This is a genomic window from Nonomuraea solani (genome assembly GCF_900108335.1).
In the GTDB taxonomy this organism is placed as follows: Bacteria; Actinomycetota; Actinomycetes; order Streptosporangiales; family Streptosporangiaceae; genus Nonomuraea; species Nonomuraea solani.
This window is the reverse complement of sequence record NZ_FNVT01000007.1, coordinates 172676-198807: the sequence shown is the minus strand read 5'-3', so window position 1 is coordinate 198807 and position 26132 is coordinate 172676. Positions and strand designations below refer to the sequence as shown.

The window sequence follows — 26132 nt, the reverse complement described above, 5'->3', positions numbered from 1 at the left end:
ATCCATGACTGTTGAATCTTTGACGGCTAGGGTAGCGCTCTCGCCTCCCGGGATATTCCATCATCCGGCAAGCCCGCGACCGCTATCGCCGCCGGGCGCGGAACGCCGCCGCCTTCGCCCGGTTGCCGCACCCGCGCATGTCGCACCAGCGGCGGGTGCGGCGGTGCGAGGCGTCGATGTAGAGGCGGGTGCACGGGTCGGCCTCGCACTCCCTGATCAGCGCGGCCTGCGGGCCACCGAGCAGCTCGGCGGCGGCGCGGGCGGTGCTCGACAGCGCGGCCCGCAGATCGCCGGCCCTCTCCACGCCGCGCTCGCCGAGCAGGACGGCCGCCGGTGGGCGGCCGGCGGCCAGGTTGAGCACGCCGCGGTCGGCCGGCTCGAACCTTTCTCCGGTACGGGCCGCGCTCGCCAGCCGGTAGACCGCCTCCCGCAGCGCCTTGGCCTCGGCCAGGTCGCCGTCCGTGGCGGCGGGCGGAGTTTCGAGAAGCCCGGCCGCGACCGTCCACCGGGCCAGATCCTCGGGGGCCGCCAGCAGATCGACCCGCCCGCCTCGGCGCCGCCCGATGGTGCCGGCCAGGTCGAGCCCGAGATTGCCGCTGACGAAGGTGAACTCCATGGGTTCCATGCTAACCGGATTGACAAGTTACTTCGGCGGCTGCCAGAGTCCATAACCGGATTTGATGGTTATTTCGGGAGATGTCTGGTCATGGCGGTATTGAGCAGGTCGCGGCACCGATGGGTCGTCCTGGCCGTCGGCGTCGGGGCACAGGGCGCCTTCGCGGCGATGTTCTCCGGCATCCCGGTCACGGGGATCGCGATGCGCGCCGGCTACCGGCTGACCACGGGCGAACTCGGGCTCGTGCTGGCCTGTCTGGGGCTCGGGGTGGCGGTGTCCGACCTGGTGTGGGGGCTGCTGACCGACCGCTTCGGCGACCGCCGCGTCCTGCTCACGGGCCTGACCTCCACGGGTCTTCTGCTCGCCGTGATGGCCGCCACCGTGACCCCCGCGGACGGGGCCGGCGTGGTGCCGCTGGCCGGCTGCATGGCGGTCGCCGGCGCCCTGGGCGGCAGCGTCAACGGGGCGTCGGGGCGCGCGATCATGACCTGGTTCCAGGAGGGGGAGCGGGGCTTCGCGATGAGCATCCGCCAGACCGCGATCCCGGTGGGCGGCGCCGTCGGCGTGGGCCTGCTGCCCTGGCTGGCGCACACGTACGACTTCCGCGCCGTCTACGCCGCCCCCGCCGCCTTCTGCCTGGCGGCGGCCGCGGCGACCTGGCGCTGGCTCCACGACCCGGCGGACCGGCCCCGCGCCACCGAGCACCCCGTCACCGGGCACCCCGTCAGCGAAGGCCCCGAGGGCGGAGGCCGTTCGCCGCTACGACGGTGGGACGTCTGGCGCCTCGCACTGGCGGGTTCCCTGCTCACCGTCCCCCAGTTCGCCGTCCTCTCCTTCACCGCCATCTTCCTGCACGACGTCAAGGGCGAGGGCGCCACCCTGGCCAGTGTCACGGTCCTGATCGCCCAGCTGGGCGGCGGCGCGGCCCGCATCTGGACCGGCCGCCGCACCGACCGCGCCGGCAGCGCCTCCGGCACCCGCCGGGCCTACCTGCGGGCCATCGGCGCGCTCGCCGGCATCGCCATGGCCGCCGCCGCGGTCCTGACCGGCGCCCCCACCCCGATCACCGTCACCGCCCTGGCCCTCGGCGGCCTCCTGGCCAACTCCTGGCACGGCATCGCCTACACGGAGATCGCCGCCATGGCGGGCCCGGCCAGGGCGGGCACGGCGCTGGGCCTGCTCGGCACCGCCCTCTTCGCCATGGGCTTCCTCACCCCGCTGCTCATCCCCGTGGTCATCGCCCACGCCTCCTGGACGGCGGTCTGGGCCCTCACGGCCGCGGCCGCCCTCCTCGCCATCCCCCTGGCCCCGGCCCCGGTCAGAGCGCGTTGATGTCCGCCGGCCCCAGAATCCGCCGCGGCGCCCCCCGCTCGGCCACCGCGATCATCGCCTGCCCGATCCGCTCGGTCGTGGTCACCCCGCCCCCGAACAACCGCCGCAGCATCGGATAGAGCGGCCGCGTCACGACATAGGCCAGCCGATAGAACCGCGTCCGCGAGGTGACGCCGTGCATCGGCTGGATGTAACCGGGCCGGAACATGTACCCCTCCAGCGGCAACGCCAGCAGCGCGTTCTCGGTCTCACCCTTCACCCGGGCCCACATCGCCCGCCCCCGCGCATCGGTCCCGGCGCCGGAAACGTACACGAAGGTCGACCCAGGACCGAGCCGCGCCAGCGTCCGCCCCACCGACAACGTGACGTCGTACGTGATGCGCCGATAGTCCGCCTCGGCCATCCCGACGGACGAGACCCCCAGACAGAAGAAACACGCGTCGTATCCGCCCAGCTCACCCTCGATCGCCGTCAGATCGAGCAGGTCGGCGTGCCGAATCTCCCGCAACTTCGCGTGCGCGACCCCGGTCGCGCTCCGCCCGACCCCGAGCACGGCCGTCACCCGCTCATCGAGCAGGCACTCCCTGAGCACACCCCGCCCGACCATACCGGTCGCCCCAAAGATGATCACCCGCATGGCACGCTCCTCGCCAAGACGCCAACCCACATTAGGCGATCTACGATCTCTCGGCGGTGCTAGGAGGCGCTGTGGCCAGGCTACAGGCGCGGCGGGACGCTCAAGCTCATCGCGGACTTTGGCGACGAGCAGCTCAAAGTGAGCCGACGCTCGCTTCGATGATCTCCGCGAGGTCGTCACGTAGCGGGTACGGCCGCTCGGCCGGCAGCAACTCGTCCGGGGTCTCGCGGCGGCGGACCGCCGCGTGCACCTCGCGCGCCCGGTCCGTGACGTCGGTGATGGCCACCGTCCACTCGTCCACATACCGCCCCACCGCCTCCCCCGACACCCCCGTCGTACGCCTGATAGACGGTGATGGTCCGCTCGGTGTAGGCGGCGCGGATCTGGCGGTAGGGGACGTTCATGCCGTTCACCCTGGCCAAGCCGGGAGCTCGGAGGCAACGGGTTATGTCCGCGTCAGGTCCCTGATCGCGGCCTCCAGGCGGGCGGTGGCGGCCGCGGGGATGGCCAGGCCGCGGGTCGAGAAGCCGATCGCCCACTGCGTCCCGGGGACGATCGCGCCCGCGCAGGCCACCTCCTCCCTGAACTGCCCGTGCTCCTCCACCACCTGCCCCGGCCGCAACCTCGACAGCTCCTCCTCCAGGTCCTCCACGCTGGCGGGGGTCGAAGGGGTGAAGCGGCGCAGGCCGTACTCGGTCAGGACGCCGCGCCTGACGGGGGACGGGAGGGAGAGCAGCAGCGCCTTGCCGAGCGCGGTGGCGTGCGGCGCCGTCTCCAGCCCCGCCTGGAGGTCCTCCAGCCACGGCGAGCGCGGCCCCTCGGCCACGTCCACCACGATCAGCCGCCCCTCGGCGAGCTGCGCCAGATAGGCGGTGTGGCCGGACGCCTCGGCCAGATGCCGCAGCACCGCCGAGGCGCGCGGCGGACGCTGGAACGTGTCGAGCATCTCGTGGAACCGCTCGGCCACCTTGGAGCCCAGCAGATGGTCACCGTCCGGCAGCCGGTGCAGATAACCCTCGTAGCACAGCGTGCGGACCAGGTGGTAGGTGGTGGACAGGTTGAGGCCGCACCGGCGGGCGATGACCTTGACCGGCAGCGGCCGGTCGGCGCGCGCGACCACCTCCAGCACGCGAAGCGCGCGGGAGACGCTGCGAATCAGGTCACTGGGCGGTTCGCCGGTCATCTCGCCAGCATTCTCGCCATGTCGGCTTCTCTCACGTCACGTGCCGGTCTGAGCGCAGATTAATGCTTGACCGGGCACGTCAAGATGTGAAATCGAATATGGGCCGGATCTCTATCCAAGAGGCCATACCGGTTTCATGATGAGGCCATGCCGGAGATACCGCAGTGGGCGAGCCAGGCGCTGTCCGAGGTCTACGACCCGTGCTGCAGGGAGAAGGGCATTTCCGTCGTGGAGATGGGTCTGGTCAGGTCGGTCGAGGTGGACGGCGGCCGGGCCCGGGTGGAGTTGCTGCTGACCTCGGGCTGGTGCCCGTTCGCGGCCCGCGTCCTCACCGAGGTACGTGAGCGCATCGAGGAGCAGCCCGGCATCCGGGAGGCCGAGGTCGAGGTCGTGTGGGACGAGGTCTGGACGACGGACCGGCTGTCCCCGAGGGCGGCCGGCCTTCTGCGCTTCCTGCCGGATCCCGCGCGAGTGCCCGACAAGTCGGCCTACATCAGGAGGGAACTACGGTGATCGACGATTTCTTCGTGTTCGACAGCGTGGCCCACGTGTTCAACTTCGAGCCGAAGAACGCCTACGGCTCCGCGGGCCAGATGTTCTCCAACCACCTGTACGCCTTCCACACCACCCTCACCCCCGAGGGCGAGACCAAGCTGCCGCCCGAGGAGTTCCTGCGGCAGTGGACGATCGACGACATCCACCGCATGGTGTACGAGGAGTCCGACACGGACATGCTGGTCGCCATGCCGCTGCCACTCACCGACCTCTACCACGACGGCCTGTCGCCGTGGCAGGAGTGCGCCGAGCTGGCCGCCCGCGACCCCGACCGGACGATCTTCTGGGGCACGGTCAACCCCCTGGAGGGCCGCAAGGCGCTGGACCTGATGGAACGCCAGGTGGGGGAGTTCAACGCGCGCGCCTTCAAGCTGTACAACGTCCGCTACGACTACGGCTCCCCGTACCCGTGGCGCATGGACGACCCCCGGGTGGCCTTCCCGATCTTCGAAAAGGCCCAGGACCTGGGCGTCAACCTGATCGGCGTGCACAAGGGCGTCCCGCTGGGCCCGCAGCCGATCGAGCACACCCAGACGTGGGACATGGACGGCGCCGCCGCCAACTTCCCCGACATCAACTTCGTCATCTTCCACGTCGGCCTGCCGTTCCTCGACGAGACCTGCTGGCAGCTCATCCGCTACCCCAACCTGTACGCCGACCTGGCGGCCACGATCAACTTCATCGTCAGGGCGCCCAGGATGTTCGCCGAGATCATCGGCAAGCTGCTCTTCTGGTGCGGCGAAGACAAGATCATCTACGGCTCGGAGGCGCCGATCTTCCATCCGCAGTGGGCGCTGAGGGCGTTCAGGGACTTCCAGATCCCGCAGGACCTGTGCGAGGGCTACGGCTATCCGCAGCTCACCGACCAGGCCAAGCGCAAGATCCTGGGCGAGAACCTGCTACGACTGCATGGCCTTGGTCCGGTGCACCGCCTGTAACAGCCCGATGGCCAGCAGCCCGGCCACCGTGGCGGAGCCGCCGTAGGAGACGAACGGCAGCGGCACGCCCACGATCGGCATGAGGCCCACGGTCATGCCCACGTTCACGAACGTCTGGAAGGCGATCCACGACACGATCCCGCCGGCCAGCACGGTCCCGTACGGCGAGGCGCTGTGCCGCGCGATCGACAACCCGCGCCACAGCAGCGCCAGCACGGCCAGCAGGATCAGCGCGGCCCCGGCGAACCCGAGCTCCTCGCCCGCGACCGTGAAGATGAAGTCGGTGTGCTGCTCCGGTACGAAGTGCCCGGCCGTCTGCTCCCCGTTGAACAGCCCCTTGCCGGTGAGCCCGCCGGAGCCGATCGCGATGCGCGCCTGGGCGGCGTTGTACCCGACGCCGCCCGGGTCGGCTCCCGGGTCGGCCAGCACGAGCAGCCGTTCGAGCTGGTACGGCCGGACCAGCCCCAGCTTCCACGCCGCCACGGCCGCCCCCGCCGCCCCCACCCCGAGGACCAGCAGCCACCGCTTGGGCGCCCCCGACACCAGCAGCGCGCCCGCCACCATGGCCGCGAACACCAGCATCGTCCCGAGGTCGGGCTGCAGCGCGATCAGCCCGATCGGCACCGCGGCCAGCACCAGCGCGAGCAGCACCCCGCCGAACCCCGGCCGCCGCTGCCCGTCGCGCAGTTCGCCCAGCGGCACCGCGAACGCCAGCGCCAGGGCCACCTTGGCGAACTCCGACGGCTGGAACCGCACCCCGGGCGCGAGCACGATCCACGAGTGCGCCCCGTTCACCCGCACGCCCAGCGGGCTCAGCACCCCGGCCAGGGACAGCAGCGCGAGCACGTACACGAGCGGCACGTACGCCCGCAGCACCCGCAGATCCACCCGCGACACCAGCCACATGAGCACCAGCCCGGCACCGACGGCGCCCGCCTGCCGCAGCAGCAGCCCGTGCCCGCCCGACAGCCGGGTCGCCGACCACACCAGCAGCAGCCCGACCCCGGACAGGGCGAGGGCCAGCAGCGTCAGCATCCGGTCGGGCGCGGCCAGCGAGGGCGCCCACACGATCCGCCGCTTCTCGGCCCTCAAGGTCATCGCCGCTCCCGCAGGCCGAGGATGCCCTCCCAGATGGCGCGCGCCGCCGGCGCCGCGCCCTCGGCGCCCCTGCCGCCCTCCGACAGGACCACGACCACCGTGTACGCCGGATCCGGGGCGAACGAGGCGAACCAGGAGGTGTCCCGATGCCCGAACGACTCCGCCGTGCCCGTCTTCCCCGCCACGGCGATCTTGCCGAACGGGAACCCCTTGAAGGCCCCCTCCGCCGTACCGGACCTGGGCACCTGGGCGAGGGCCTGGCGGATGAACCGCAGCGTCCCCGCGGAGGCGGGCAGCCGCCCGGCCACCGGCGGCGTGATCGTCCGCACCGACGTCCCGTCCGGGCGCACGACGCGCAGCCCGGCGCGCGGGCTGTACAGTGTGCCGCCATTGGCGATGGCCGCGTACGCCCGCGCCAGTTGCAGCGGCGTGACCAGCACGCCGCCCTGCCCGATCGACAGGTTCGCCGCGTCGCCACCCCGCCACACGCCGCCGCCCCGGCAGTTCTCCCTGGCGATCGCCGTCAGGTACGCCGCCCGCCCCCGATCCGCCTGCTCCGGATAGCCCTTGACGGCCCGGCGGCAGCTCTCCGCGCGCGTCGCGCGCCAGAGGGCCTTCTTCGCGGCCGCGCCGGGCACCGCGCCGGCGGCCTCGCCGGGCAGGTCCACACCGGTCGGCCGGCCGAAGCCGAACCCGCGCGCGGTCTCCTGCAGGGCGCCGGAGCCGCGCCGCCACAGCTCGTCGGCGAGCCGGTAGAAGATCGTGTCGCACGACCGCACGAGCGCGCCGTGCATGGTCATCAGGCCCAGGTTCGCGCTGCCGAAGTTCCTGAACACCCGGTCACCCACGGTGTAGCCGCTGGGGCAGTCGTAGGTGGCGCCGAGGCCGTACCCGGCTGACGCGGCGGCCACCACCGAGGCGACCTTCCACGTGGAGCCCGGCGCCCACTCGCCCCGCACGGCCTGCGACAGCAGCGGCAGCGCCTTGTACTCGCGGGCCGTCACGCCGTCGATCCACACGGCCGGGTCGTAGGAGGGCCGCCCGGCCAGCGCGACCACCCGCCCGGTGCCCGACTCCAGCACCACCGCCGCGCCGGACGAGCCGCCGCTGCTCGACAGGCCATCGCCGAGCGCGCGCTCGGCGATGGCCTGGATGCGGGAATCGATGCCGGTCACGAGCGTGTTCCCGGGGACGGGCCGGTCTTCGCGGATCGTCCTGGTGACCTGGCCGGTGTTGTCGACGGCCACGTCGCGGCGGCCCGCCCGCCCGGCCAGCTCCCGGTCGTACACCGCTTCAAGGCCGTCGCGGCCCTTGACGCCCTGCACGTATCCGAGCGTGTGGGCGGCCGCCCGGCCCAGGGGATGGACGCGGACCGGGCGCAGCTCCGTACGGACGCCCGGGAAGTCCTGCTGGCGTTCGCTGATCTGCAGCGCCAGCGGCACCGTGACGCCCTCGGCGACGGGGATCGGCTCGTACGGCGAGCCCTGCCAGCACGGCTGCGCCACTTCCGGCCCGCACGGGCGTACCTTCTCGGCGAGCTGCCGCTCCGGCTGCCCCAGCACCTCGCCGAGCCGCGCCAGCACCGCCCGGCCGCCGTCCGGCTGGTGGGCCAGCGCCACGGCGTCCACCGTGACCACCGGCCGCGTCCTGTTCGTCACCAGGGGACGCCCGGCCACGTCGAGGATCTGGCCCCGGGTGGGCGGCAGCGACACGGTCCTGATCCGTACGTCGGCCGCCGCCCGCACGTACCGGTCGCCGCTGACCACCTGCAGATACCAGAGCCGGCCCGTCAGCGTGAGCAGCATGGCCGTGACCACCAGCCGCAACAGGAACAACCGGGCGCTAGACACGGTGCGGCACCACCCTGGCGGGCCGCCGGCGGATGAGCGCGGCGCCCGCGACGGCGGCGGCCACCGTCCAGGCCAGCACCAGAGGCAGCCCGGCCATCGCCGATCGCCACGGCTCGTCGCCGAGCGCGACCGCCGCCGCGCCCAGCAGGACGACGCCCAGCGCGGCGCCCGCGGCGGCTACCAGCAGCCGGGCCGCGCCCGCCGGTGAACGGCGTTCTGACCACCATCCCGCCAGCAGCCCGGTGAGCGACAGCACCAGCGCCGCCCGCCCCACCGTGCCGTCGGCGGGCGGTGCCACGTCGGCGGCCAGCCCGCCGGCCAGGCCCGCGGCGCACCCCCAGACCGGCCCCCTGGCCAGCGCCAGCCAGAGCACGGCCAGCGTCACCAGGTCGGGCCCGCCCCACGGGGCGCGGTTGACCAGCAGCACCTGCAGCAGCGGCGCCGCGAGCAGCAGCGACACCAGTCCCACGGGATCACCTCCCGGACCGCGGCACGATCACCGCGACGAGGCCGAGCGCGGAGAGCCGGGCGGCGGGCCGCACCAGCGCCGTGCGGGTGGCCGCGCCCGGCACGCTCTCGATCGCGGCGACCGTGCCGATGGGCACCCCGGCCACGTACGGCCGGGCGCCCGCGGACCCGAGCGTCACCACCTGGTCGCCCACCTTCAGCGGCGCGTGCGGATCGAACAGGCTGAGCCGCAGCCGTGTCTCGCCCGGCAGGCCGGTGACCACGCCCAGCTCGCCCGAGCCCGCCATGCGCGCGCCCACGGACGAGGCCGGGTCGGTGATCAGAGACACCGAGGCCGTCGCGGCGCCCGCCCAGGTGACCTTGCCGATGAGGCCGTCGGCGTTCAGCACGGTCACGTCGCGCACGACGCCGGCCGCCGAACCGGCGTCGATGGTGAGCCGCTGCCCGGCCCCGAAGCCGACGACGTGCGCGGCCACCCCTCGATGCCGGGCCGGGCCCGTCGTGGCCCCGCCCGCCGTGCGCGTGCCCAAGGCCGTGCCCAACGCCGTGCCCGCGTCCGTGCCGAGCCCGCGCGTGCCCGAGGCCGTTAAATCCGCCCGCAGCCGGGCGTTCTCCTGCTCCAGCGCCCGCAGCCGCCCCTCGCCACCGAACGACCGGGTGACCGCGCCGGCCGCGGCCTGAGCCGTCCCGTACACCGTCGCACCGGCCTCGCGCAGCGGCTCCAGCGGCGCGACCGTGCGATCGACCACGACGAGGAGGACGGCGGTGGCGAGCACGAGCAGGACGAACGCCCGCCTCACCGCCGTGACCAATCGGGCAGCAGCACGTCGCGCATCGCCTGGAAGCGCTCCACGCAACGCCCGGCGCCCAGCGCCACCGAGTACAACGGCTTGTCCACGACCCGGATGGGCATGCCGGTCGCGTCGCCCATCCGCTCGGCCAGGCCCCGTAACAGGGCGCCGCCGCCGGTCAGCACGATGCCGTTGTCCAGCAGGTCGCCGGCCAGCTCGGCCGGGCACTGGTCCAGCGTCGTCTGCACCGCGTCGATGATGGACTGCACCTGGTCCTCGATGGCCTCGCTGATCTCCTCGGAGGTGAGGGTCGCGGTCTTCGGCAGGCCGCTGACGAGGTCACGGCCGCGTACCGGGGCGGAGGTCCGCAGGTCGAGCGGGCGCGGCGCGGCGCTCGGCGGCACGCTCTCGGGCTTGGGCCGCGGCCTGAACGGGTTCCAGCTTCGCGGCGCGGGCGGCGGCTCGGGGAGCTCGTCGTCCGCGGTCATGACCGGGCCGGCGTCGCCCGGCGCGGCGACGCCGACCCGGTGCCGGCCCTTCGGTGAGGAGTCGGCGTCGCGGGCGCTCACAGGCGCGGGACGCACCATGCCCAGGTCGATCTTCAGCCGCTCGGCGGTGCGGTCGCCGAGCAGCAGCGCGTGCTCCTTCTTGGTGTACGTGATGATCGCCTCGTCGAGCTCGTCACCGCCGACGCGCAGCGACTTGGCCACCACCACGCCGCTCATCGAGACGATCGCGACCTCGGTGGTGCCGCCGCCGATGTCCACGACCATGTTGCCGGTGGCCTCGCCGACCTTCAGCCCGGCGCCGATCGCCGCCGCCATCGGCTCCTCGATGATGTGCACCCGGCGCGCGCCGGCCTCGTAGGCGGCCTCCTTGACCGCCCGCTGCTCGATCGAGGTGGTGCCGCTCGGGACCGCCACGACGATGCGCGGCTTGGCCAGGAACCGGCTCGGGTGGGCCTTCTGGATGAACATCCGCAGCATGCGCTCCGCCGCGTCGAGGTCCGCGATCACGCCGTCCTTCAGCGGCCTGATCGTGGCGATGTGCGGGGGAGTGCGGCCCATCATGCGCTTGGCCGCCTTGCCGACGGCGACGACTGTGTTCTTGTGCAGGTTGATCGCGATGACGGAGGGCTCGTTCAGCACGATGCCCTTCCTGCGGACGTACACCAGAGTGTTGGCTGTCCCGAGATCAACCGCTATGTCATGACCGAGAAGAGCCCATGCGAATGCCATTGCCGCACAGCCTTTCGACCGGGTGGGGCAGGGGGACACTGCCTGCCCTCGCGTTGCCCGCAGGGAATTCCCCACAAACGTATTAAGTCCGTACCCTCCGACATCGCCGCAGGTCAGCCGGGGTGGTACGAGCAGCGCACGCCGGTGCGCACGGTCGCGCGCAGCTCGTCGCCGATGACGGGATCGGCTATCGCGACGCGGTCGATGGCCCGCCGGATGGCCTTGCCCACGGCCGTGCGGGCGCGCTCCTCGCTGCCGGTGAAACTGCGCGCCCGCCCGCCCAGCCCGGTCGCCGAGGCCAGCTCGGCGATCAGCCAGTCGCGCTCGGTCCGCCGCGCCTGCGCCTGCCGGCGCTTGGAGCCGGACTCCAGCTCCGCGATCTCGGCGTCGAGCCGCGCCAGCCGGTTCCGGTACGCCCGCCCGGCGGGCCCGTCCAGCACCGGCTGCGCGGACCCGGCGGCCGCGGCTTCCGCCGGGCCGGCGGCGGATCCGGCCGAAGCCGCCACGGCCGGGCCCGCCGCCAGCTCGGCCGCCGGGATCTCCTGGCCGGGGTTGGCCAGCAGCACCGCCAGGTGCAGCAGGCCCACGCTGTGGTCGACCAGCACCGAGCGCGGGCCCAGCTCGACCCGCCACTGCGTGCCGGACGGGCGGCAGGTCAGCGGGCCGGTGACGTACCGGGGCAGCACCATGTCCTGCGCTCTGGCCTCCTGCTCGGCCTGTGTGAGCTGCCGGCGCGCCCCCTCGTTCCTGGGCCCGTCGCGCAGCGCCAGCGCCTGGCCGAGGCGGGAGCGCGACAGGGCCACGGCGGGCCAGTGGCCCAGCGCCAGGTTGCCGTGGACGGCGGCGCGCAGGTGGCCGACGGCCGCGTCCAGGTCGCCCGTGGTGATCGCGGCCACGCCCAGGCTGTGGCTGACCGAGCCGAGACAGGCCACGCCGGGGCCGGCGACCACGGGCAGGTCCGCGTACGGGGCCAGTAGCTTCGCCGCCCCCGCCGCCAGCTCGGCGTCGGCCAGCAGATCGGCGGCCTCCACGATCGCGTACATGGACGGCAGCCACGTCCCCGTGCGCGGCAGATCGGCCAGGACGCTGCCGCGCAGCCGGGCCAGCATGCTCTCGGCCATCCGCCGGTCGCCCGCCGCCGCGGCGGCCAGCGCCAGGCCCGCGTAGGGGAAGTCGTCCACCGCGCTGAGCTGGGGCGAGGCCAGCTGGTCGGTCAGGAGGGGGACGAGGTCGCCGACGCGGCCCTGGTACCAGCGGACGGTGACGAGCTGGCAGCCGTACCAGCCGGTGGCGTCGTGGTCGCCGGCCGCCACGCCCAGCTCGTGGCAGGCAGCCGCCCGCTGCTCGGCCTGGGCGAACCGGCCGGCGCGGATGCTCAGCATGACTTCGATGGCGCCGAGCACGTACCGGATCGCCTGGTGGTCCTCGCCGTCCAGCGCGAGGCGCAGCTCGGCCACGGCCCGCTCGGCGTGCGGGTCGGCTTCGAGGAGCAGGTCCACGGCGTACCAGAGCAGGCCGGTGAGCAGGTCGGCGCGGCGGCCCGTACGGGAGGCCACCCCGATCAGGTCCCTGGCCAGCTCCAGCCGCCGCGCTCCGTGCCCGGGGCCCAGCACGCAGTGGTGGGCCAGGCGCAGCGCCTCGGCCAGCGCCACCGGATCGCCCGACGCCCTGGTCTCGGACAGCAGCGCGAGGATCGCGTCGAGGCCGCCGCCCCGGTAGTCCTCCTCGGCGGCCAGCCTCACGCGCAGCCGCAGCGCCAGGGAGGAGCCGGGGTCGACCTGGGCGAGCGCCTCCCGCTGGCGCACCCGTACCATCGCGGCCCCGGCCGCCGTCCTGTGCTCGTGCACCCACATCCCGCCCAGGCCCAGCGCGGCCCGGGCCATGGCGGGCCCGTCGCCCTGCTGCGCGGCCTCGCGGTAGGCGACGTCGAACCGTTCGCGCGCCCGCCGCATGTCCCCCTTGACGAGCAGCGCGTGCTCTCCGTCCTGGAGAGCCCACTCCAGTGCCTCGATCACCGGCCCCTACCCCCGTGGCATCGCCCATCGCGTGAGCACCCATGGGGCAGCGGTCCCTCGTCCGCTTCCCGGCCGATGAACCGCATAGGTGAAAAACCCTCGGAGACGGCTCCCATCCGTCGTCCAACTCAATTCCACATCAAACGGGAACGATTCGGAACCGAATTACCGGAATCAGCGGGCGGTGCGCCAGCTCTGCTCCTCCACCAGCTCGGTGCTGCGCCAGCCGTCGGGGGTGCGTCGCATGCGGTGGTGGTACCAGCCGCCGCCGTGCAGGAAGCCCTCGGTGCCGACCGCGACCATCTCCCGCGTCGGGGCCAGCGTGTCGGTGAACGGCGCGCTCACCCGCGCCTCACCGTCCTGGAAGTCGATGTACGCGGCCCCGACCAGGTGCAACCGGGCCGGCCAGTGCGCCAGGACGTCCGCCAGCCACGCCTTGACGTCGTCCCTGGTGCCCCTGATGCCGCCGGAGGAGGTGTAGTCGATGACGGCGTCCGGGCTGAACACGTCGTCGAGCAGGTCCCACCGGCCCGAGTCGATGGCGTGGGTGTAGCGGGCCAGCAGGCCGGTGATCTCTAATCGGTCGGCGATCTCCTGAGTCTCCATGAGGTGATCGTCGCTCCAAGAGGGCTCGATGACCAGATCGTTCAGCGCAGGAGCAGCCCGGTCAGCCGTCCGGACGGCACGCGGACGGTGAACGGCTCGCAGGGCACGCAGAAGTAGTCGCGGCCGAAGGTGAACTCCACGCCGCCGGTGACCAGGTTGACCAGCAGACGATCGCTGTCCACGGTCACCGTCCTGGGGTCCTGGCCCTCCGGCACGAGGGGCCGCAGCGCGTCGGCCAGCCGCCGCCGGCCCGCGGGGGAGAAGGCGGCGGGGGCGAAGACGTCGCGCACGGTGAGGACCCTGGCCGCGCGGCGGTCATAGGTGACCGCGGCGCCCGCCTCGCCCGTCATCACGTACCGGACGGAGACGATCTCGGGGTCGTTGCGCACCACGACGAAGGTGCCCGTCACCACGCCCGGCTGCTCGCGGTGCTCGCGCAGCGCGTTCTCGACGTACGCGCGCAGGGGCGCGGCCAGGGCCGCGTTGATCCGGACCGCCTCCCCGCCCCTCACCCTGGGATAGGTGACGTCGATCGTGAGCCGCCGCTGCGCGCCCCGCCAGACTCCCTCACCGATCACGACCGGCCCGGGAGCCGGCCGTAAGAGCGGCGCCGCACTCACCAGCACCAGCACCACTCCTCCCGCCAGCAGCACCTTCCGGCTCGCGGGCCATCGAACCGCCACCGTCAGCGCTCCGGCGACCAGCCCCATCTGCAGCCCCACGACCCCCGGTAACCCGCCGGCCACCCCCGCCAGCCCGCCCGCCACCACCGAGAACCCCCACACGGCCGGCCGGACGGACCGGCCGCGCTCCCGCAGATTGACCTTCCGCAGTCCCGCGTAGACCAGCGCCGCGAGTAACGCCAGGTAGAGCAGGCCCGTGAGGTTGTCCGGCCACGGCAGCGCGAACGACACGGCGGGCGCGGCCAGGAAGACCCCCGCCACCTCGGCGTCGCTCCAGACGCCGAACGCCCGCAGCGTCCCCGCCACCACGGCCACCACCAGCGCGCCCCCGGCGGCCCGCGCCGCGAGCAGCCCGCGCTCCCGCCCGCCGGGCACGTGCTCCCGGACGCTCTCCTTCCAGGCCCGGTAGCGCTCGGTCAGCTTCTCCCATGTCTGCTCGCCCTCCAACTCCACGAGACGGGCGAACCTGGACACTCCGACCTGCGAGTGCACGATGAACAGCACCGCCGCGAACACCGGCGCGACGAACGCGGTGAACGTGGCGGCCTCCGTCGCGGGCGAGATCCCGAGCGGCCGTTCCCCGGCCAGCAGGTGGCCGATCACGCTGCCCGCGTTCCAGGCCAGCGCCGCCGCCAGCGCGACCGCGCCGGTCAGCACGAGGTACGACGTCGCGGGGAACACCCGGACCAGTTGCCCGCGCACCGCGACGTACACGAGCGCGGCCGCCGCCACCCCGAACACCGCCGCCACCGCCCACGACCACACCACCGCGGTCCGGCCCAGCGCCGGATCGGGCGGCGCCAGCAGCGCGAGGGCGCGCAGCATCACGGGCGTCTCCTCGTCGTACTCCCGCCCGGTCAGCACCGGGAAGCGCGAGGTGGCGGCCAGGCAGAAGTAGGTCAGCACGATCGCCGCCCCCGCCACCAGCAGACTCCACCGCCGGTCGGGCCGCACCGGATCGGGGACGCCCGGCGTGGGCGCCTTCCAGGGAAGCGCCCACTGCAGGGCGGTGCCGGCCAGCGCCAGCAGCAGCGGCGGCACGGCGACCTGCGCCGGGGCCGCGACCAGGGCGGCTCCGGCGTCATTGAGGTATTCGGTGACCCAGGCCGGGTTCCAGGGGGCGGCCATCAGCGGCTCCCGCATGCCGCGGTCGATCGCCACGACGGCCGCGTACACGATGGGGGCCACGGACAGCGCGATCCACGCCAGCACGAAGGCCCGCCCGGGACGCCCCTCCACGGGCAGCCGCCGCCGCAGCGCCCCTTCCAGCGAGGTGGCCGCGATGGCCGCGAGCACCACGGCGACCTGGTCGAAGTAGCCGAGCGAGAGCGGCAGCCAGGCCAGGAGGTCGTGCTCCCGCAGGAACAGGCTCCACACGATGGACCATCCGGCGACCAGGCACGGCAGCACCCAGGCCCGCGGATGGAACGTCCGCTTCCGCTCCCGCCCGGGGGCCGGGGTCGTCCGGGTCGCGGCCAGGGCGAGCAGGCAGGAGAGCAGGGCGGTGGCCATGCCCCAGGCGGCGGCGTACCGCGCGTACCCGGCGAACGGCAGTCCCTGTAACCGCGCCCACGCCAGCAGCGCGATCATCCCGGCGGGCCCGCCGGTCAGCGCCCAGCAGACGAGCACCCCGACCCGCGACGGGCCGAACCCCGACCACCGGAACACCAGGTACGCCCCGCCCGTCATCGCCACGGAGAAGCCGGCCAGCGCCACCGCCGTACCGGCGAATCGCCCCTGGCCGAGGCCGGGAAAGACGAGCGCGGCCGCGAGCGCCCGGCCGAGCAGGAACCCGCCCACGGGCGGCAGGGCGCACAGGCAGGAAAGGCCGAGCGCGGTGCCCGCGGCGGCGAGCAGGAAGGTCCGGGTCGTCTTCGCCACGCCCTGTCATCTGCCCGCCACGGACGGGATCCGCACCGGGGTGACCCGGAAGTGGCCGCCAGGTGAGCCGGGAACGCGCGAAAGCCCCGGCCGGTGGCCGGGGCTTTCGGAGGTGGTGGACGATACTGGGATTGAACCAGTGACCTCTTCCGTGTCAGGGAAGCGCTCTCCCGCTGAGCTAATCGTCCTTGGAGGTGGCGACGGGATTTGAACCCGTGTGGACGGCTTTGCAGGCCGCTGCCTCGCCTCTCGGCCACGCCACCGAGCCGGAAGCTCCGAGCGGAAGACGGGATTCGAACCCGCGACCCTCACCTTGGCAAGGTGATGCTCTACCACTGAGCCACTTCCGCTTGTGCCCCGCTTGCGCCGGGCGACGAGAGAACTCTAGCGAATCTCGGCCGAGTCCCCAAACTGAAATAGCCCGGCGCAGGTCACGTGTGGCCGCCGTTGACCGTGACGCGCTGGCCGGTGACGAAGGCGGCCCCGTCGGAGGCGAGGTAGGCCACCGCGCCCGCCACGTCGTCAGGCGTGCCCATCCGCCGCAGCGGCACCTCCGCCCGGTAGGTGCTCAGGTCCAGGCCTGAGTGCCGCTCTACCGGGATCCAGCCGGGCGCGACCACGTTGACCGTGATGCCATGAGGGCCCAGCTCCCTGGCCCACACCTCGGTGAGCGCGTGCTGGGCGGCCTTGGCGGCGATGTAGGCGGACATGCCGGGCAGCCGGCGGTCCACGACGTCGGAGCCGATCTGGATGACGCGGCCGCCGCCCAGCTCTTTCATGCCGGGCAGCGCCGCCTGCAGGAGCAGCGTCGGGCTCTTGACGAAGAACGTGAGCTGGTCGAGGTGCGACTGCCAGGTGAGGTCCTCGAACCCGATCGCCGGCTGCGGGCCCGTCGCGTTGGCCACCAGCACGCTCACCGGGCCGAGCCTTCCGGCGACGCCGGCGATCAGGCGCGTCACGCCGGCCTCGTCGGTGACGTCGGCGGCGAACGCGTCGGCGGTGCCGCCGGCGGCGCGGATGTCGTCCACCACGCGCTGGGCGCCGGCGGAGTCGGAGTGGTAGTTGACGGCCACGGCCAGTCCGTCGGCGGCCAGGCGGCGGGCGATCACGGCGCCGAGGCCGCGCGAGGCTCCGGTGACGAGGGCGACTGCTGTCATGGCATCCGACTGTAGCGGCGGGGCCTCAGCCGCTCACTCGCAGGCCCGATGGAGCGATCTCGGCGTTGGGTCCTCGAACGGCCCGCGTTCGGTAAGGCGACGCGTGCCGGGCCGAAACCGGGGTAGGGCGCCGACGTGGCTGAACACGATGTCATTGACCTGCTGATGGCCCAGCATGGGCAGATCAGGGACCTGTTCGACGAGGTGGAGCAGGCGCCGCCGGAGAAGGCCGGGGAGGCGTTCGGCCGGTTGACGCGGCTGCTCTCCGTGCACGAGACCGCCGAGGAGGAGGTCGTGCACCCGTACGCGCGCCACAAGCTCGACAACGGCCAGGGCGTGGTGGGCGACCGGCTCGCCGAGGAGCACCAGGCCAAGCGCCTCCTCCTCGACCTGCACAAGGCCGGGGTGGACCATCCGGAGTTCTGGGAGCGGCTGGCCGAGCTGCGCACCGCCGTGACGGCCCACGCGCGCAGCGAGGAGCGCTACGAGTTCGCCCGGCTGCGGGAGAGCACCTCCGTGGCTGAGCGGCGGGCCATGGCGGCGGCGGTGCGGGCGGCCGAGGCGCTGGCGCCGACGCGCCCGCACCCCGGCACTGAGTCGCTGGCCATGAACGTGCTGGTGGGCACGCCTCTCGCGATCGCGGAGCGGGCCAGGGACCTGATCAGGAAGGGCCTGGGGCGGAGCTGACCCTTCGACGCCGGGCGAAATATCGGCGTATTACCGTCGTGGACATGGAGTACATCGCTCGTGACGCCGACATCGCACCCGTCGCCGCGCTCATCGCCGAGCCCACCCGGGCGGCGATCCTGACGGCGCTGCTCGACGGGCGCGCGCTGGCGGCGGGGGAGCTGGCCAGGGTCGCCGGGGTGAGCGCCGCCACCGCCAGCGCCCACCTGGCCAGGCTGCTCGACGGCCGGCTCGTGGACGTCGTACGCCAGGGCCGCCACCGCTACTACCGCCTGGCCGGGCACGAGGTGGCCGAGGTGCTCGAGGTGCTGGCCAGGATCAGCGCCCGGCCGCCCGTACGCTCTCTGCGCCAGTCCAGGCAGGCCAGGCAGCTGGAGGAGGCCCGTACCTGCTACGACCACCTGGCCGGGCGGGCCGGGGTGGGGCTGCTCGACCGGCTGCGGGAGGGCGGCTTCTACGACGGCCACGACCTGACCGGCGCGGGGGAGCGGCTGCTGTCGGGGTTCGGCGTGGACGTCGAAGGCGCGCGCAGGTCCAGGAGGCGGTTCGCGCCCGAGTGCCTCGACTGGACCGAGCGCCGCTCGCATCTCGGCGGGGCGCTCGGGGCGGCCATCACGGAGGTGCTGTTCGAGCGCGGGTGGTACCGCCGGGGCACGGTCCCCAGGGCGGTGATCCTCACCGACGAGGGCAGGGAGGGGCTGGAGGCGATGTTCCCCGGTAAGGAGCTAACATCGGGAACACCAATTACTTGAGCGAGAGAGACGCATCATGCGCGACAACGGAGTCGTGAACGTCGGCCCGGAGCCCTTGACCTTCGGCGACGTCATCAGGGTGGCCCGGCACGGAGCCCCCGTCCAGCTCACCGACGACGCCATGGCCGCCATCGCGGCGGCCCGCCAGCGGGTGGACGAGCTGGCCGAGAGCCCGACGCCGGCGTACGGCATCTCGACCGGCTTCGGCGCGCTGGCCACCCGGCACATCGACCCGGCCCTGCGAGCCCAACTGCAGCGCTCCCTGGTGCGCTCGCACGCGGCCGGCAACGGCCCCGAGGTCGAGACCGAGGTCGTGCGCGCGCTCATGCTGCTGCGCCTGCACACCCTCGCCACCGGCCACACCGGCATTAGGCCGACCACCGCCAAGACCCTGGCCGCCCTGCTCAGCGCGGGGATCACGCCCATCGTGCACGAGTACGGCAGCCTCGGCTGCTCGGGCGACCTGGCCCCGCTGGCCCACGTGGCGCTCACGCTGATGGGCGAAGGGGTCGTCCGCGACAGGGCGGGGGCCCTGCTGCCGGCGGCCGAGGCGCTCAAGCAGGCCCACATCGACCCCGTCGAGCTGGCCGCCAAGGAGGGCCTGGCGCTGATCAACGGCACGGACGGCATGCTCGGCATGCTCATCCTGGCCATCGACGACCTCACCGGGCTCGTCAGGACCGCCGACGTGAGCGCCGCGATGAGCGTGGAGGCGCTGCTCGGCACCGACCGGGTCTTCGCCCCCGAACTGCAGGCGCTGCGGCCGCACCCCGGCCAGGCGCTGTCGGCCGCCAACATGACGAAGGTCCTGCGCGACTCGGGCATCATGGCCAGCCACCGCGACCCCGAGTCGTGCACCCGCGTCCAGGACGCCTACTCGCTGCGCTGCGCCCCCCAGGTCGCCGGCGCCGCCCGCGACACGATCGCGCACGCCGCCACCGTGGCCGGGTGGGAGCTGGCCAGCGCCGTGGACAACCCCGCCGTGCTGGCCGACGGCCGCGTGGAGTCCAATGGCAACTTTCACGGCGCGCCCATCGCGTACGTGCTGGACTTCCTCGCCGTCGTGGCCGCCGACCTGGCCTCGATGTCGGAACGGCGTACCGACCGGTTCCTGGACGTGGCCCGCAACCACGGGCTGCCCGCGTTCCTGGCCGACGACCCGGGCGTCGACTCCGGTCACATGATCGCCCAGTACACCCAGGCGGCCATCGTCTCCGAGCTCAAGCGCCTGGCCGTGCCGGCGAGCGTGGACTCCATCCCCAGCTCGGCCATGCAGGAGGACCACGTGTCCATGGGCTGGTCGGCGGCGCGCAAGCTGCGCAAGTCCGTCGACGGGCTCACCCGCGTGCTGGCCATCGAGGTGCTCACCGCCGCCCGCGCCCTGGACCTGCGCGCCCCGCTGACGCCCGCGCCCGCGACGGCGGCCGTGGTCAAGGCGCTGCGCGAGACCGTCCCGGCGCCCGGGCCCGACCGATTCCTGGCGCCGGAGATCGACTCGGCGGTGCGCCTGGTGGCCGACGGCGCCGTGGTCGCGGCGGTGGAGTCGGTCACCGGCCCCCTGGCGTAAGGGCCACGATCAGGTCCACCTCCAGCAGCAGCCCCGGCATGAACAGCCTCGACACCTCCACCGTCGTGCTGGCCGGGGGCGTGCCGGTGATGTACTTCCTGCGCACCCGTCCGTACTCGACCCGGTCGTCCATGTCCGTCAGGTACGTCCTGATGAACGCCACATCCTCGAACGTCGCCCCCTGATCGGCCAGAATGCGGCCGATGACCTGGAAGACGTGCTCGGCCTGCGCCGCCATGGAGCCTTCGCCGACCACCTTGCCCTCCTCGTCGAAGGCCGCCTGGCCGGAGACGTAGAGCATGTCGCCCACGCGGACGGCGTGCGAGTACATGCCGTTCGTGGCCGGCACCGTCGCCGGATTGAGCGGTACGGCCCGGTGCGCAGGGGTTCCGCCGATGTGTTCGACGATGGCCGACAGGTCGCGTTCGCCCAGCCCGGCGGCCCGCGCCTCCTGGAGCCTGGCGCGGGCGGCCGTGGCCATCGAGGCGCCCTCCCACGCGCCCAGCTCCAGGTCCTTGGCCGCGTGGGCGAGCGCGTAGCGGGTCTGCGCCGATGGTGCGCGCAGGCGGTCGGCCAGGACGCCCAGCGGGGTGCCCGACAGCACGTCGATCAGCGCGTCGTGATCCACGCCGTGCGCCCGCCCGTACGCGAACGTCTCCGCGAGCAGCACCTGGGCGGGCACGAGCGCGCTCATGACGGCGATCTTCATGGCCGCCCCCGAGCCCAGCGGCCCGAGCTCGCGTACCGTCCCGAACACCGACAGCACCTCGCGGCACCCCGCCACGTCGCCGCCCGCGAGGACCGTCAGCGTGCCCTCGGCGGCGGGCCCCACGCTGCCCAGCACCGGCGCGTCCACCAGCCCCACCGACGGCGGCAGCAGCGCGCGCAGCTCACGCACCGCGTCCGGGCCGATCGTGGACATCTCCACCACCGTCGCGTCCGGCCGCAGGCCCGGGAGCGCCCCCGCCAGCACCTCCCGCACCGCCGCCGGATCGCTGAGCATGGTGATGACCAGCTCCGCGCCCGCCACCGTCGTCGCGACCGGCACCCCGGCCCCGCGCCGCCACGTCGTCACCTGATGCCCGGCCGCGATCAGCCGCCGGGCCATGGGGGCGCCCATGCGCCCCTGTCCGAGAAAAGCAATCACGTGCCCTAGTGAACCTGGACGCGAGGCATTCCACCACCGACTAGATTGCATACCAGCCATGCTTGACACGAATGCCTTGGACACCGCCGCGCTCCGGCTCTTCGACGAGGTCGCCAGGAGCGGCTCGTTCACCGCCGCCGCCGAGCTGCTCGGATACACGCAGTCGGCGGTCTCGCGCCGCGTCGCCGCCCTGGAGCGTGCCGCAGGCGGGCCGCTGTTCGAGCGCCTGGCGCGCGGCGTGCGCCTGACGCCCGCCGGGGTGGCGCTGCACCGGCACGCGGTCGCCGTCCTCGACCGCCTCGACCGCGCGGGCGAGGAACTGGCCGCCATCCACGGCGGGCGGGGCGGCACGCTGCGGGTGGGCGCTTTCGCCACCGCCAACGTCGACCTGGTGCCGGGGACGCTCAAGCGGTTCGCCGGGCGGCATCCGCGTGTCGAGCTGCGGCTGATCGAGGGGCTCAGCGCCCGGCTGATGGACCGGCTGCGCGCGGGCGCCATCGACGTGGCCGTGATCAGCGACTATCCCGCCGGACTGCCCGCCGAGGGCTCGCGTGCCGGTTCGGAGGGCGCTCGCGCCGTGCCGCTGCTTGAGGATCGGTTGCTGGTCGCGCTGCCCGCCGGCCACCGGCTGGCCGGCGAGCCGGAGGTGGACCTGCGCGACCTGGCCGGGGAGAACTGGATCGAGGCCGCGCCGCGCGGCCAGCCGACGCTGCTGGTGACGGCGTGCGCGGCGGCCGGGTTCACGCCGCGCAGCGGGCTGCGGGTGGCCGAGTGGTCGGGCAAGTTCGGATTCGTGGCCGCCGGGCTCGGGGTGACGCTGGTGCCGGAGCTGGCGGCGCGGGCCGTACCAGGGGATCTGGTGCTCCGGCCGCTGCGCGGAATGGCCCCTGTGCGCAAGGTGTACGCGGCCCTCCCAGAGATCCCCCTACCCGCCGCGCGGGAACTGGTCGAGATGCTGGGACAATGGGAGGTGTGTACGACGGTTTCGCCCACTTAGGTCACCATCTCGCAACCGGGTTGCGCGACGTGACCTCCGACCTCGCCGCGCTCGACGGCGAGGGCTGGTGGGCCGTCGTCGTCGACTACGAGGGCAAGGTGACGTGTGCCCGCTTCGACCGGGTGCGCAAGGCGCCCCTGCCCGCACCCGCCGCGCCCTGGCACGGGCCGCGCCCAGACCAGTGGCGCAGCTCGCTCGACCGGGCCGCCTACGAGCGCGGGGTGCGCGCCATCCGCGCGTACATCGAGCAGGGTGAGGTCTACCAGGCCAACCTCTGCCGGGTCCTGAGCGCGCCCGTCCAGCCCGGCGCCGACCCGCTCGCGCTGGCCGCCAGGCTGGCCGAGGGCAATCCCGCCCCCTACGCGGGCGTGATCCAGGTGCCGGGGCTGAGCGTGGTGTCGGCCTCGCCCGAGCTCTACCTGTCGCGCGACGGCGACATGGTGGAGTCCGGTCCCATCAAGGGCACCGGCGCGACCGCCGGCGACCTGCTCGACAAGGACTACGCCGAGAACGTCATGATCGTCGACCTGGTCCGCAACGACCTCGGCAGGGTCGCGGCGGTCGGCTCGGTCGAGGTGCCGTCGCTGTGCGCGCTCGAAGAACACCCCGGGCTCGTCCACCTCGTCTCCACCGTCCGCGCCAGGCTGGCGCGGGGGGTGGGCTGGCCGGGCCTGTTCGCGGCGACATTCCCGCCCGGGTCTGTCACGGGTGCGCCCAAGTCGTCCGCTCTGCGCATCATCAATGAACTCGAAGCGGCACCTCGCGGCCCGTACTGTGGGGCCGTGGGCTGGGTCGACGCCGACCGAGGCAGGGCGGCGCTGGCCGTAGGCATCAGAACATTCTGGATCTCCGCAGGAGAGATCCGTTTCGGAACGGGAGCGGGCATCACCTGGGGCAGCGATCCCCATGGCGAATGGCTCGAAACCGAGCTCAAGGCAGCCAGGCTCATCGCACTGGCATCCACAGGAGGAAACTGAATGAACATCCCTGTCTGGGTCAACGGGGAGCTGATCGACCCCGCGCAGGCCACCGTCTCGGTGTTCGACCACGGGCTCATGGTCGGTGACGGCGTCTTCGAGACCATCAAGATCGTGAACGGCACGTCGTTCGCGCTCACCCGCCACCTCGACCGGCTCACCCTCTCGGCCCAGCGCATGGACCTGCCCGAGCCCGACGTCGACGCCATCGCGGACGGCGTCGCGAAGATCCTGGAGGTCGCGCCCACCTGGCCGCTCGGCCGCATCCGCGTCACCTACACCAGCGGCCCGGGCCCGCTCGGCTCCGACCGCGGCGACCAGGGCACCACCTCCGTCGTCATCGTGGACGAGCAGAAGCCGTTCCCCGCGACCGCCAACGTGGCCGTCGTGCCGTGGCCGCGCAACGAGCGCGGCGCCCTGTCCGGGGTCAAGAGCACCTCGTACGGCGACAACGCCAAGGCCCTGCTGCACGCCAAGAAGCGCGGCGGCGGCGAGGCGATCTTCGGCAACCTGGCCGGCAACCTGTGCGAGGGCACCGGCTCCAACATCTTCATCGTCCACGACGGCCGCCTGCTCACCCCCACGCTGGAGTCCGGCTGCCTGGCCGGCGTCACCCGGGCGCTGGTGCTCGAATGGTGCGGCGGCGACGAGACCGACGTGCCGCTGAGCGCCCTCTACGAGGCCGAGGAGGCGTTCCTCACCTCCACCACCCGCGACGTCCAGCCGATCAGGCTGGTCGACGACACCGAGCTCCCGGTCGCTCCCGGCCCCATCACCGCCAAGGCCATGCGGATCTTCGCCGAGCGTTCCGCCGCCGACCTGAACCCCTGACCCCGCGCGGCCCCGCCCTCTTTCGTCCCGGCGGGGCCCATATTTCCGGCGTTCGGCTCCAGGCCCGCGCAACCGGGGTTACGCTTCGCGGCAAACAGCCTCCGAGCCAGCTTGGGATCGATCATGAGTGGGGATGGCGGCCCGGTGCCGCCGATTTCAAGAATGGGCGCGATCGTCACTCTGGAGCGGGTGCTCGCCCGTACTCCGGCGCTCGCCGTCCTGCTGCCGATGCTCCAGGTGTACGACGTCGGCTGCCTCGTGCGCCTGGACGTCGTCGTACGCAACGCCATGGCCCCCCGCGGCCTCGCGCTACGCCTCGACTCCGCCCTCTCCGGCGAGGAGAGCACGTCCTTGCACGTCACGGTGCGTTATCCGGACGGCAGCGAGGCCGCCTCCGACGACGACCGCCATTGCGCGCCGCCGAGCCTGTCCTGGTTTCCCGGAGGGGTGCGCGGCGACGGCGCGTACACGCTGTACGAGATGCCCTTGTGGCTGTCTCCGCTGCCGCCGCCGGAGGATTTCCTGCTGACCGTGGAATGGCTCTGGGCCGGAATCGGGCCCGAGGCCATCCCACTCGACGGCGCCGCCGTCGCGAGGGCGGCGGCGCGGTCGGCGGAGTGCTTCTAGTACGACTTCTGGGTCTGGACGTTGAAGTCGTCCATCTTGACCTTCTTGGCCGGGTCGGTCAGCGGGTCGTTGATCTCCAGGACGTCCAGGCCCTCCATGATGTCGCTGGAGTAGATGTAGCCGTTGTAGTAGTAGGCCGACCAGGAACCGGCGATGGCGGGCTCGGGGTGCGGGCCGCGCTCGAAGAAGCCGATCTCCTTCGGGCTGGAGGAGTCGGTGAAGTCCCAGACCGACACGCCGCCCTGGTACCACGACTGCACCATGATGTCCTTGTCCGGAACCGGGATCAGGGAGCCGTTGTGGGCCACGCAGTTCTCGTTCTCCTGCTGCTCCCTCGGGATCTTGAAGTAGCCGCGCCGCTCCAGCTTGCCGCCCACCAGGTCGTAGACGGCGTTCGCGCCCTTGGTGGGCGGTGTGTTGCGGTCACAGGTGGCCTGGCCGCCGCCGCCCAGCTCGTCGCTGAACACGACCTTCGTCCCGTCGTTGTTGAACGTCGCCGAGTGCCAGATCTGGAAGTTCTCGGTGTCCGTCAGTTGCTGCAGCACCTTCGGGCTGACCGGGTCGGAGATGTCGAGCAGCACGCCGTCGCCGAAGCAGGCGGCCGCGGCCAGCTTCTTCTCCGGGTAGGCGGTGATGTCGTGGCAGCCCGAGGCGAGATCGGAGTGCTGCCGCTCCGGGAAGATGTCGGGCTTGGCGACGATCTTGGCCGACTGCGGCGCCTTCAGCGGGACCTCGACGATCTGGATGAGCTCGTGCGGCGGCGGGCAGGTCTCCGACTCGGGCTCGGGGCCGGGGGAGGAGACGTACACGTACAGGCTCTCGCCGTTGGGCACCATCGTGTGCGTGTGGGAGCCGCACTCGGTCTTGACGGCGCCGACGTACTGCGGGCTCTTCTTGTCGGTGATGTCGAAGATCCGCAGGCCCTCCCAGGCGCGGGGGCCGTCCTTGGAGTCGCACTCCGGGCCGCCGCGCGGCTCGTCGATCGACAGGATCAGCAGGTTCTGGTAGACGGTGACGTCGTTCTGCTGCGCCGGGCAGGAGACCTGGCTGACGATCTCGGGCTTCGCCGGCTCGCTGATGTCGTAGACCGTGAAGCCGCCGAAGTTGCCGACGTAGGCGTAATCCCCCTGGAACGCCAGGTCGGTGTTGATGTCGTCCTCCCCGTTGAGGGGGGCGGTCCGCGGCATGCTGGCGACCTGCTTGATGTTGCCGCTCATCATGACGTTGCCCGTCTGGGCGGGCTTACTGGCTGGAGCGCTGGTCTCCTGCGTGGTGGTGGGGGGCGTCGGAGCCCCGGTGACCTGCGGGCCCGCGGCACATGCGGATGCCAGCAGCATCACCGTACACAACAACGCTCCGCGCAACTTGGCAGAGATCAACGCGCATCCCCTTTGTCTCGTAGCTCACTATGGAAGCTATGTCAGCAGGTTCGCGGCCGCGTACGGTAATCATCACAGTATTGGCGACATTTGCCCTTGCGGGTTGTTCGCCGGACCAGA

Annotated in this window: 25 protein-coding genes and 3 tRNA genes; 10 read left to right on the top strand and 18 right to left on the bottom strand. The window is 72.8% G+C overall.

The genetic code is table 11. The annotated features are described in order from the left end of the window. Nucleotides 1–82: 82 nt before the first annotated feature. A complete protein-coding gene (locus C4V41_RS26070) occupies nucleotides 83–616 on the bottom strand; it encodes a CGNR zinc finger domain-containing protein (protein WP_103958566.1) in 534 nt (177 codons plus the stop codon). Between the two features lie 90 nt (nucleotides 617–706). Between C4V41_RS26070 and C4V41_RS26065 the strand changes: the two genes are divergently transcribed. Further along, on the top strand, nucleotides 707–1948 hold the full coding sequence (locus C4V41_RS26065; RefSeq protein WP_103958565.1) for an MFS transporter: 1242 nt from the start codon (nucleotides 707–709) through the stop codon (nucleotides 1946–1948). Here the strand turns inward: C4V41_RS26065 and C4V41_RS26060 are convergent. The 3 genes from C4V41_RS26060 to C4V41_RS26050 all read right to left on the bottom strand — a co-directional run bounded on the left by C4V41_RS26060 (nucleotide 1935) and on the right by C4V41_RS26050 (nucleotide 3768). Beyond that, the gene (locus C4V41_RS26060; RefSeq protein WP_103958564.1) at nucleotides 1935–2585 is read right to left on the bottom strand and encodes an NAD-dependent epimerase/dehydratase family protein; all 651 of its coding nucleotides are present in this window, start codon (nucleotides 2583–2585) and stop codon (nucleotides 1935–1937) included. The genes C4V41_RS26065 and C4V41_RS26060 overlap by 14 nt on opposite strands. 133 nt (nucleotides 2586–2718) lie before the next feature. Next, the gene (locus C4V41_RS60865; protein WP_235030387.1) at nucleotides 2719–2898 is read right to left on the bottom strand and encodes a DUF4291 family protein; all 180 of its coding nucleotides are present in this window, start codon (nucleotides 2896–2898) and stop codon (nucleotides 2719–2721) included. A 132-nt stretch (nucleotides 2899–3030) separates the two neighbouring features. Next, entirely contained in the window at nucleotides 3031–3768 is a 738-nt protein-coding gene (locus tag C4V41_RS26050) for an IclR family transcriptional regulator (protein WP_103958563.1), read from the bottom strand. 147 nt (nucleotides 3769–3915) lie between these two features. Here C4V41_RS26050 and C4V41_RS26045 point away from each other — a divergent pair, with 147 nt between their 5' ends. Then, nucleotides 3916–4281 carry a metal-sulfur cluster assembly factor gene (locus tag C4V41_RS26045; RefSeq protein ID WP_103958562.1) on the top strand — a complete coding sequence of 122 codons (366 nt, stop codon included), beginning with the start codon at nucleotides 3916–3918 and terminating at the stop codon, nucleotides 4279–4281. After that, a complete protein-coding gene (locus C4V41_RS26040; protein WP_103958561.1) occupies nucleotides 4278–5261 on the top strand; it encodes an amidohydrolase family protein in 984 nt (327 codons plus the stop codon). Before C4V41_RS26045 ends, C4V41_RS26040 begins: the two co-directional genes overlap by 4 nt. Here the strand turns inward: C4V41_RS26040 and rodA are convergent. The 12 genes from rodA to C4V41_RS25980 form a co-directional block, all read right to left on the bottom strand. Then, a complete protein-coding gene (gene rodA, locus C4V41_RS26035) occupies nucleotides 5223–6359 on the bottom strand; it encodes a rod shape-determining protein RodA (RefSeq protein ID WP_103958560.1) in 1137 nt (378 codons plus the stop codon). The two genes, C4V41_RS26040 and rodA, sit on opposite strands and share 39 nt — an antisense overlap. Next, nucleotides 6356–8209, bottom strand: coding sequence for a penicillin-binding transpeptidase domain-containing protein (locus C4V41_RS26030; protein ID WP_146103788.1), 1854 nt, complete (start codon nucleotides 8207–8209; stop codon nucleotides 6356–6358). Before C4V41_RS26030 ends, rodA begins: the two co-directional genes overlap by 4 nt. Continuing rightward, nucleotides 8202–8678 carry a rod shape-determining protein MreD gene (locus C4V41_RS26025; protein ID WP_103958558.1) on the bottom strand — a complete coding sequence of 159 codons (477 nt, stop codon included), beginning with the start codon at nucleotides 8676–8678 and terminating at the stop codon, nucleotides 8202–8204. The genes C4V41_RS26030 and C4V41_RS26025 overlap by 8 nt, the downstream gene beginning before the upstream one ends. Before the next feature lie 4 nt (nucleotides 8679–8682). Continuing rightward, complete coding sequence (gene mreC, locus C4V41_RS26020) at nucleotides 8683–9477, bottom strand: rod shape-determining protein MreC (RefSeq protein WP_146103787.1); 795 nt, start codon at nucleotides 9475–9477, stop codon at nucleotides 8683–8685. After that, nucleotides 9474–10706, bottom strand: a complete 1233-nt coding sequence (gene mreB, locus C4V41_RS26015; protein ID WP_103958556.1) for a rod shape-determining protein — start codon at nucleotides 10704–10706, stop codon at nucleotides 9474–9476. The genes mreC and mreB overlap by 4 nt, the downstream gene beginning before the upstream one ends. Before the next feature lie 113 nt (nucleotides 10707–10819). Then, a complete protein-coding gene (locus C4V41_RS65385; protein WP_103958555.1) occupies nucleotides 10820–12721 on the bottom strand; it encodes a hypothetical protein in 1902 nt (633 codons plus the stop codon). A gap of 174 nt (nucleotides 12722–12895) precedes the next feature. Next, nucleotides 12896–13327 (bottom strand): nuclear transport factor 2 family protein, encoded by a 432-nt coding sequence (locus C4V41_RS26005; protein ID WP_103958554.1) that lies wholly within the window; start codon nucleotides 13325–13327, stop codon nucleotides 12896–12898. 41 nt (nucleotides 13328–13368) lie between these two features. Further along, nucleotides 13369–15891, bottom strand: a complete 2523-nt coding sequence (locus tag C4V41_RS26000) for a hypothetical protein (RefSeq protein ID WP_103958553.1) — start codon at nucleotides 15889–15891, stop codon at nucleotides 13369–13371. 113 nt (nucleotides 15892–16004) lie between these two features. Beyond that, a tRNA-Val gene (locus C4V41_RS25995) sits at nucleotides 16005–16079 on the bottom strand. Nucleotide 16080: 1 nt separating this feature from the next. Beyond that, a tRNA-Cys gene (locus C4V41_RS25990) sits at nucleotides 16081–16154 on the bottom strand. Nucleotides 16155–16169: 15 nt separating this feature from the next. Further along, nucleotides 16170–16241 (bottom strand) — tRNA-Gly (locus tag C4V41_RS25985). A gap of 81 nt (nucleotides 16242–16322) precedes the next feature. Further along, on the bottom strand, nucleotides 16323–17048 hold the full coding sequence (locus C4V41_RS25980; RefSeq protein WP_103958552.1) for an SDR family oxidoreductase: 726 nt from the start codon (nucleotides 17046–17048) through the stop codon (nucleotides 16323–16325). Between the two features lie 135 nt (nucleotides 17049–17183). Between C4V41_RS25980 and C4V41_RS25975 the strand changes: the two genes are divergently transcribed. From C4V41_RS25975 to hutH, 3 genes are read left to right on the top strand one after another with little or no spacing between them, the layout of a single operon-like run. Further along, nucleotides 17184–17735: a hemerythrin domain-containing protein gene (locus C4V41_RS25975; RefSeq protein WP_235030386.1), complete on the top strand. Its 552-nt coding sequence runs from the start codon at nucleotides 17184–17186 to the stop codon at nucleotides 17733–17735. 44 nt (nucleotides 17736–17779) lie between these two features. After that, nucleotides 17780–18487: an ArsR/SmtB family transcription factor gene (locus C4V41_RS25970; protein ID WP_103958550.1), complete on the top strand. Its 708-nt coding sequence runs from the start codon at nucleotides 17780–17782 to the stop codon at nucleotides 18485–18487. Between the two features lie 16 nt (nucleotides 18488–18503). Then, complete coding sequence (gene hutH, locus C4V41_RS25965) at nucleotides 18504–20054, top strand: histidine ammonia-lyase (RefSeq protein ID WP_103958549.1); 1551 nt, start codon at nucleotides 18504–18506, stop codon at nucleotides 20052–20054. Here the strand turns inward: hutH and C4V41_RS25960 are convergent. Further along, nucleotides 20035–21201 (bottom strand): Rid family hydrolase, encoded by a 1167-nt coding sequence (locus C4V41_RS25960; protein WP_235030385.1) that lies wholly within the window; start codon nucleotides 21199–21201, stop codon nucleotides 20035–20037. The genes hutH and C4V41_RS25960 overlap by 20 nt on opposite strands. Nucleotides 21202–21259: 58 nt before the next feature. On the opposite strand from C4V41_RS25960, the gene C4V41_RS25955 reads away from it, so the two are divergent. The 4 genes from C4V41_RS25955 to C4V41_RS25940 all read left to right on the top strand — a co-directional run bounded on the left by C4V41_RS25955 (nucleotide 21260) and on the right by C4V41_RS25940 (nucleotide 24633). Next, on the top strand, nucleotides 21260–22198 hold the full coding sequence (locus C4V41_RS25955) for a LysR family transcriptional regulator (protein ID WP_235030384.1): 939 nt from the start codon (nucleotides 21260–21262) through the stop codon (nucleotides 22196–22198). Between the two features lie 29 nt (nucleotides 22199–22227). Then, entirely contained in the window at nucleotides 22228–23175 is a 948-nt protein-coding gene (locus tag C4V41_RS25950; protein WP_235030383.1) for a chorismate-binding protein, read from the top strand. Next, complete coding sequence (locus tag C4V41_RS25945; protein ID WP_103958546.1) at nucleotides 23176–24006, top strand: aminotransferase class IV; 831 nt, start codon at nucleotides 23176–23178, stop codon at nucleotides 24004–24006. It begins immediately after the preceding gene. Between the two features lie 123 nt (nucleotides 24007–24129). After that, nucleotides 24130–24633 carry a hypothetical protein gene (locus C4V41_RS25940; RefSeq protein WP_146103786.1) on the top strand — a complete coding sequence of 168 codons (504 nt, stop codon included), beginning with the start codon at nucleotides 24130–24132 and terminating at the stop codon, nucleotides 24631–24633. On the opposite strand, the gene C4V41_RS25935 is transcribed toward C4V41_RS25940, so the two are convergent. Beyond that, nucleotides 24630–25970 (bottom strand): LVIVD repeat-containing protein, encoded by a 1341-nt coding sequence (locus C4V41_RS25935; protein ID WP_103958544.1) that lies wholly within the window; start codon nucleotides 25968–25970, stop codon nucleotides 24630–24632. The two genes, C4V41_RS25940 and C4V41_RS25935, sit on opposite strands and share 4 nt — an antisense overlap. Nucleotides 25971–26132: the final 162 nt, after the last annotated feature.

What these genes read in the sequence shown, in the direction of transcription:
- C4V41_RS26070 (WP_103958566.1), bottom strand. Translation starts at nt 616, where the DNA reads ATGGAGTTCACCTTCGTCAGCGGCAATCTCGGGCTCGACCTGGCCGGC.
- C4V41_RS26065 (WP_103958565.1), top strand. Translation starts at nt 707, where the DNA reads ATGGCGGTATTGAGCAGGTCGCGGCACCGATGGGTCGTCCTGGCCGTC.
- C4V41_RS26060 (WP_103958564.1), bottom strand. Translation starts at nt 2,585, where the DNA reads ATGCGGGTGATCATCTTTGGGGCGACCGGTATGGTCGGGCGGGGTGTG.
- C4V41_RS26050 (WP_103958563.1), bottom strand. Translation starts at nt 3,768, where the DNA reads ATGACCGGCGAACCGCCCAGTGACCTGATTCGCAGCGTCTCCCGCGCG.
- C4V41_RS26045 (WP_103958562.1), top strand. Translation starts at nt 3,916, where the DNA reads ATGCCGGAGATACCGCAGTGGGCGAGCCAGGCGCTGTCCGAGGTCTAC.
- rodA (WP_103958560.1), bottom strand. Translation starts at nt 6,359, where the DNA reads ATGACCTTGAGGGCCGAGAAGCGGCGGATCGTGTGGGCGCCCTCGCTG.
- mreB (WP_103958556.1), bottom strand. Translation starts at nt 10,706, where the DNA reads ATGGCATTCGCATGGGCTCTTCTCGGTCATGACATAGCGGTTGATCTC.
- C4V41_RS26005 (WP_103958554.1), bottom strand. Translation starts at nt 13,327, where the DNA reads ATGGAGACTCAGGAGATCGCCGACCGATTAGAGATCACCGGCCTGCTG.
- C4V41_RS25980 (WP_103958552.1), bottom strand. Translation starts at nt 17,048, where the DNA reads ATGACAGCAGTCGCCCTCGTCACCGGAGCCTCGCGCGGCCTCGGCGCC.
- C4V41_RS25970 (WP_103958550.1), top strand. Translation starts at nt 17,780, where the DNA reads ATGGAGTACATCGCTCGTGACGCCGACATCGCACCCGTCGCCGCGCTC.
- hutH (WP_103958549.1), top strand. Translation starts at nt 18,504, where the DNA reads ATGCGCGACAACGGAGTCGTGAACGTCGGCCCGGAGCCCTTGACCTTC.
- C4V41_RS25955 (WP_235030384.1), top strand. Translation starts at nt 21,260, where the DNA reads ATGCTTGACACGAATGCCTTGGACACCGCCGCGCTCCGGCTCTTCGAC.
- C4V41_RS25945 (WP_103958546.1), top strand. Translation starts at nt 23,176, where the DNA reads ATGAACATCCCTGTCTGGGTCAACGGGGAGCTGATCGACCCCGCGCAG.
- C4V41_RS25940 (WP_146103786.1), top strand. Translation starts at nt 24,130, where the DNA reads ATGAGTGGGGATGGCGGCCCGGTGCCGCCGATTTCAAGAATGGGCGCG.
- C4V41_RS25935 (WP_103958544.1), bottom strand. Translation starts at nt 25,970, where the DNA reads ATGCTGCTGGCATCCGCATGTGCCGCGGGCCCGCAGGTCACCGGGGCT.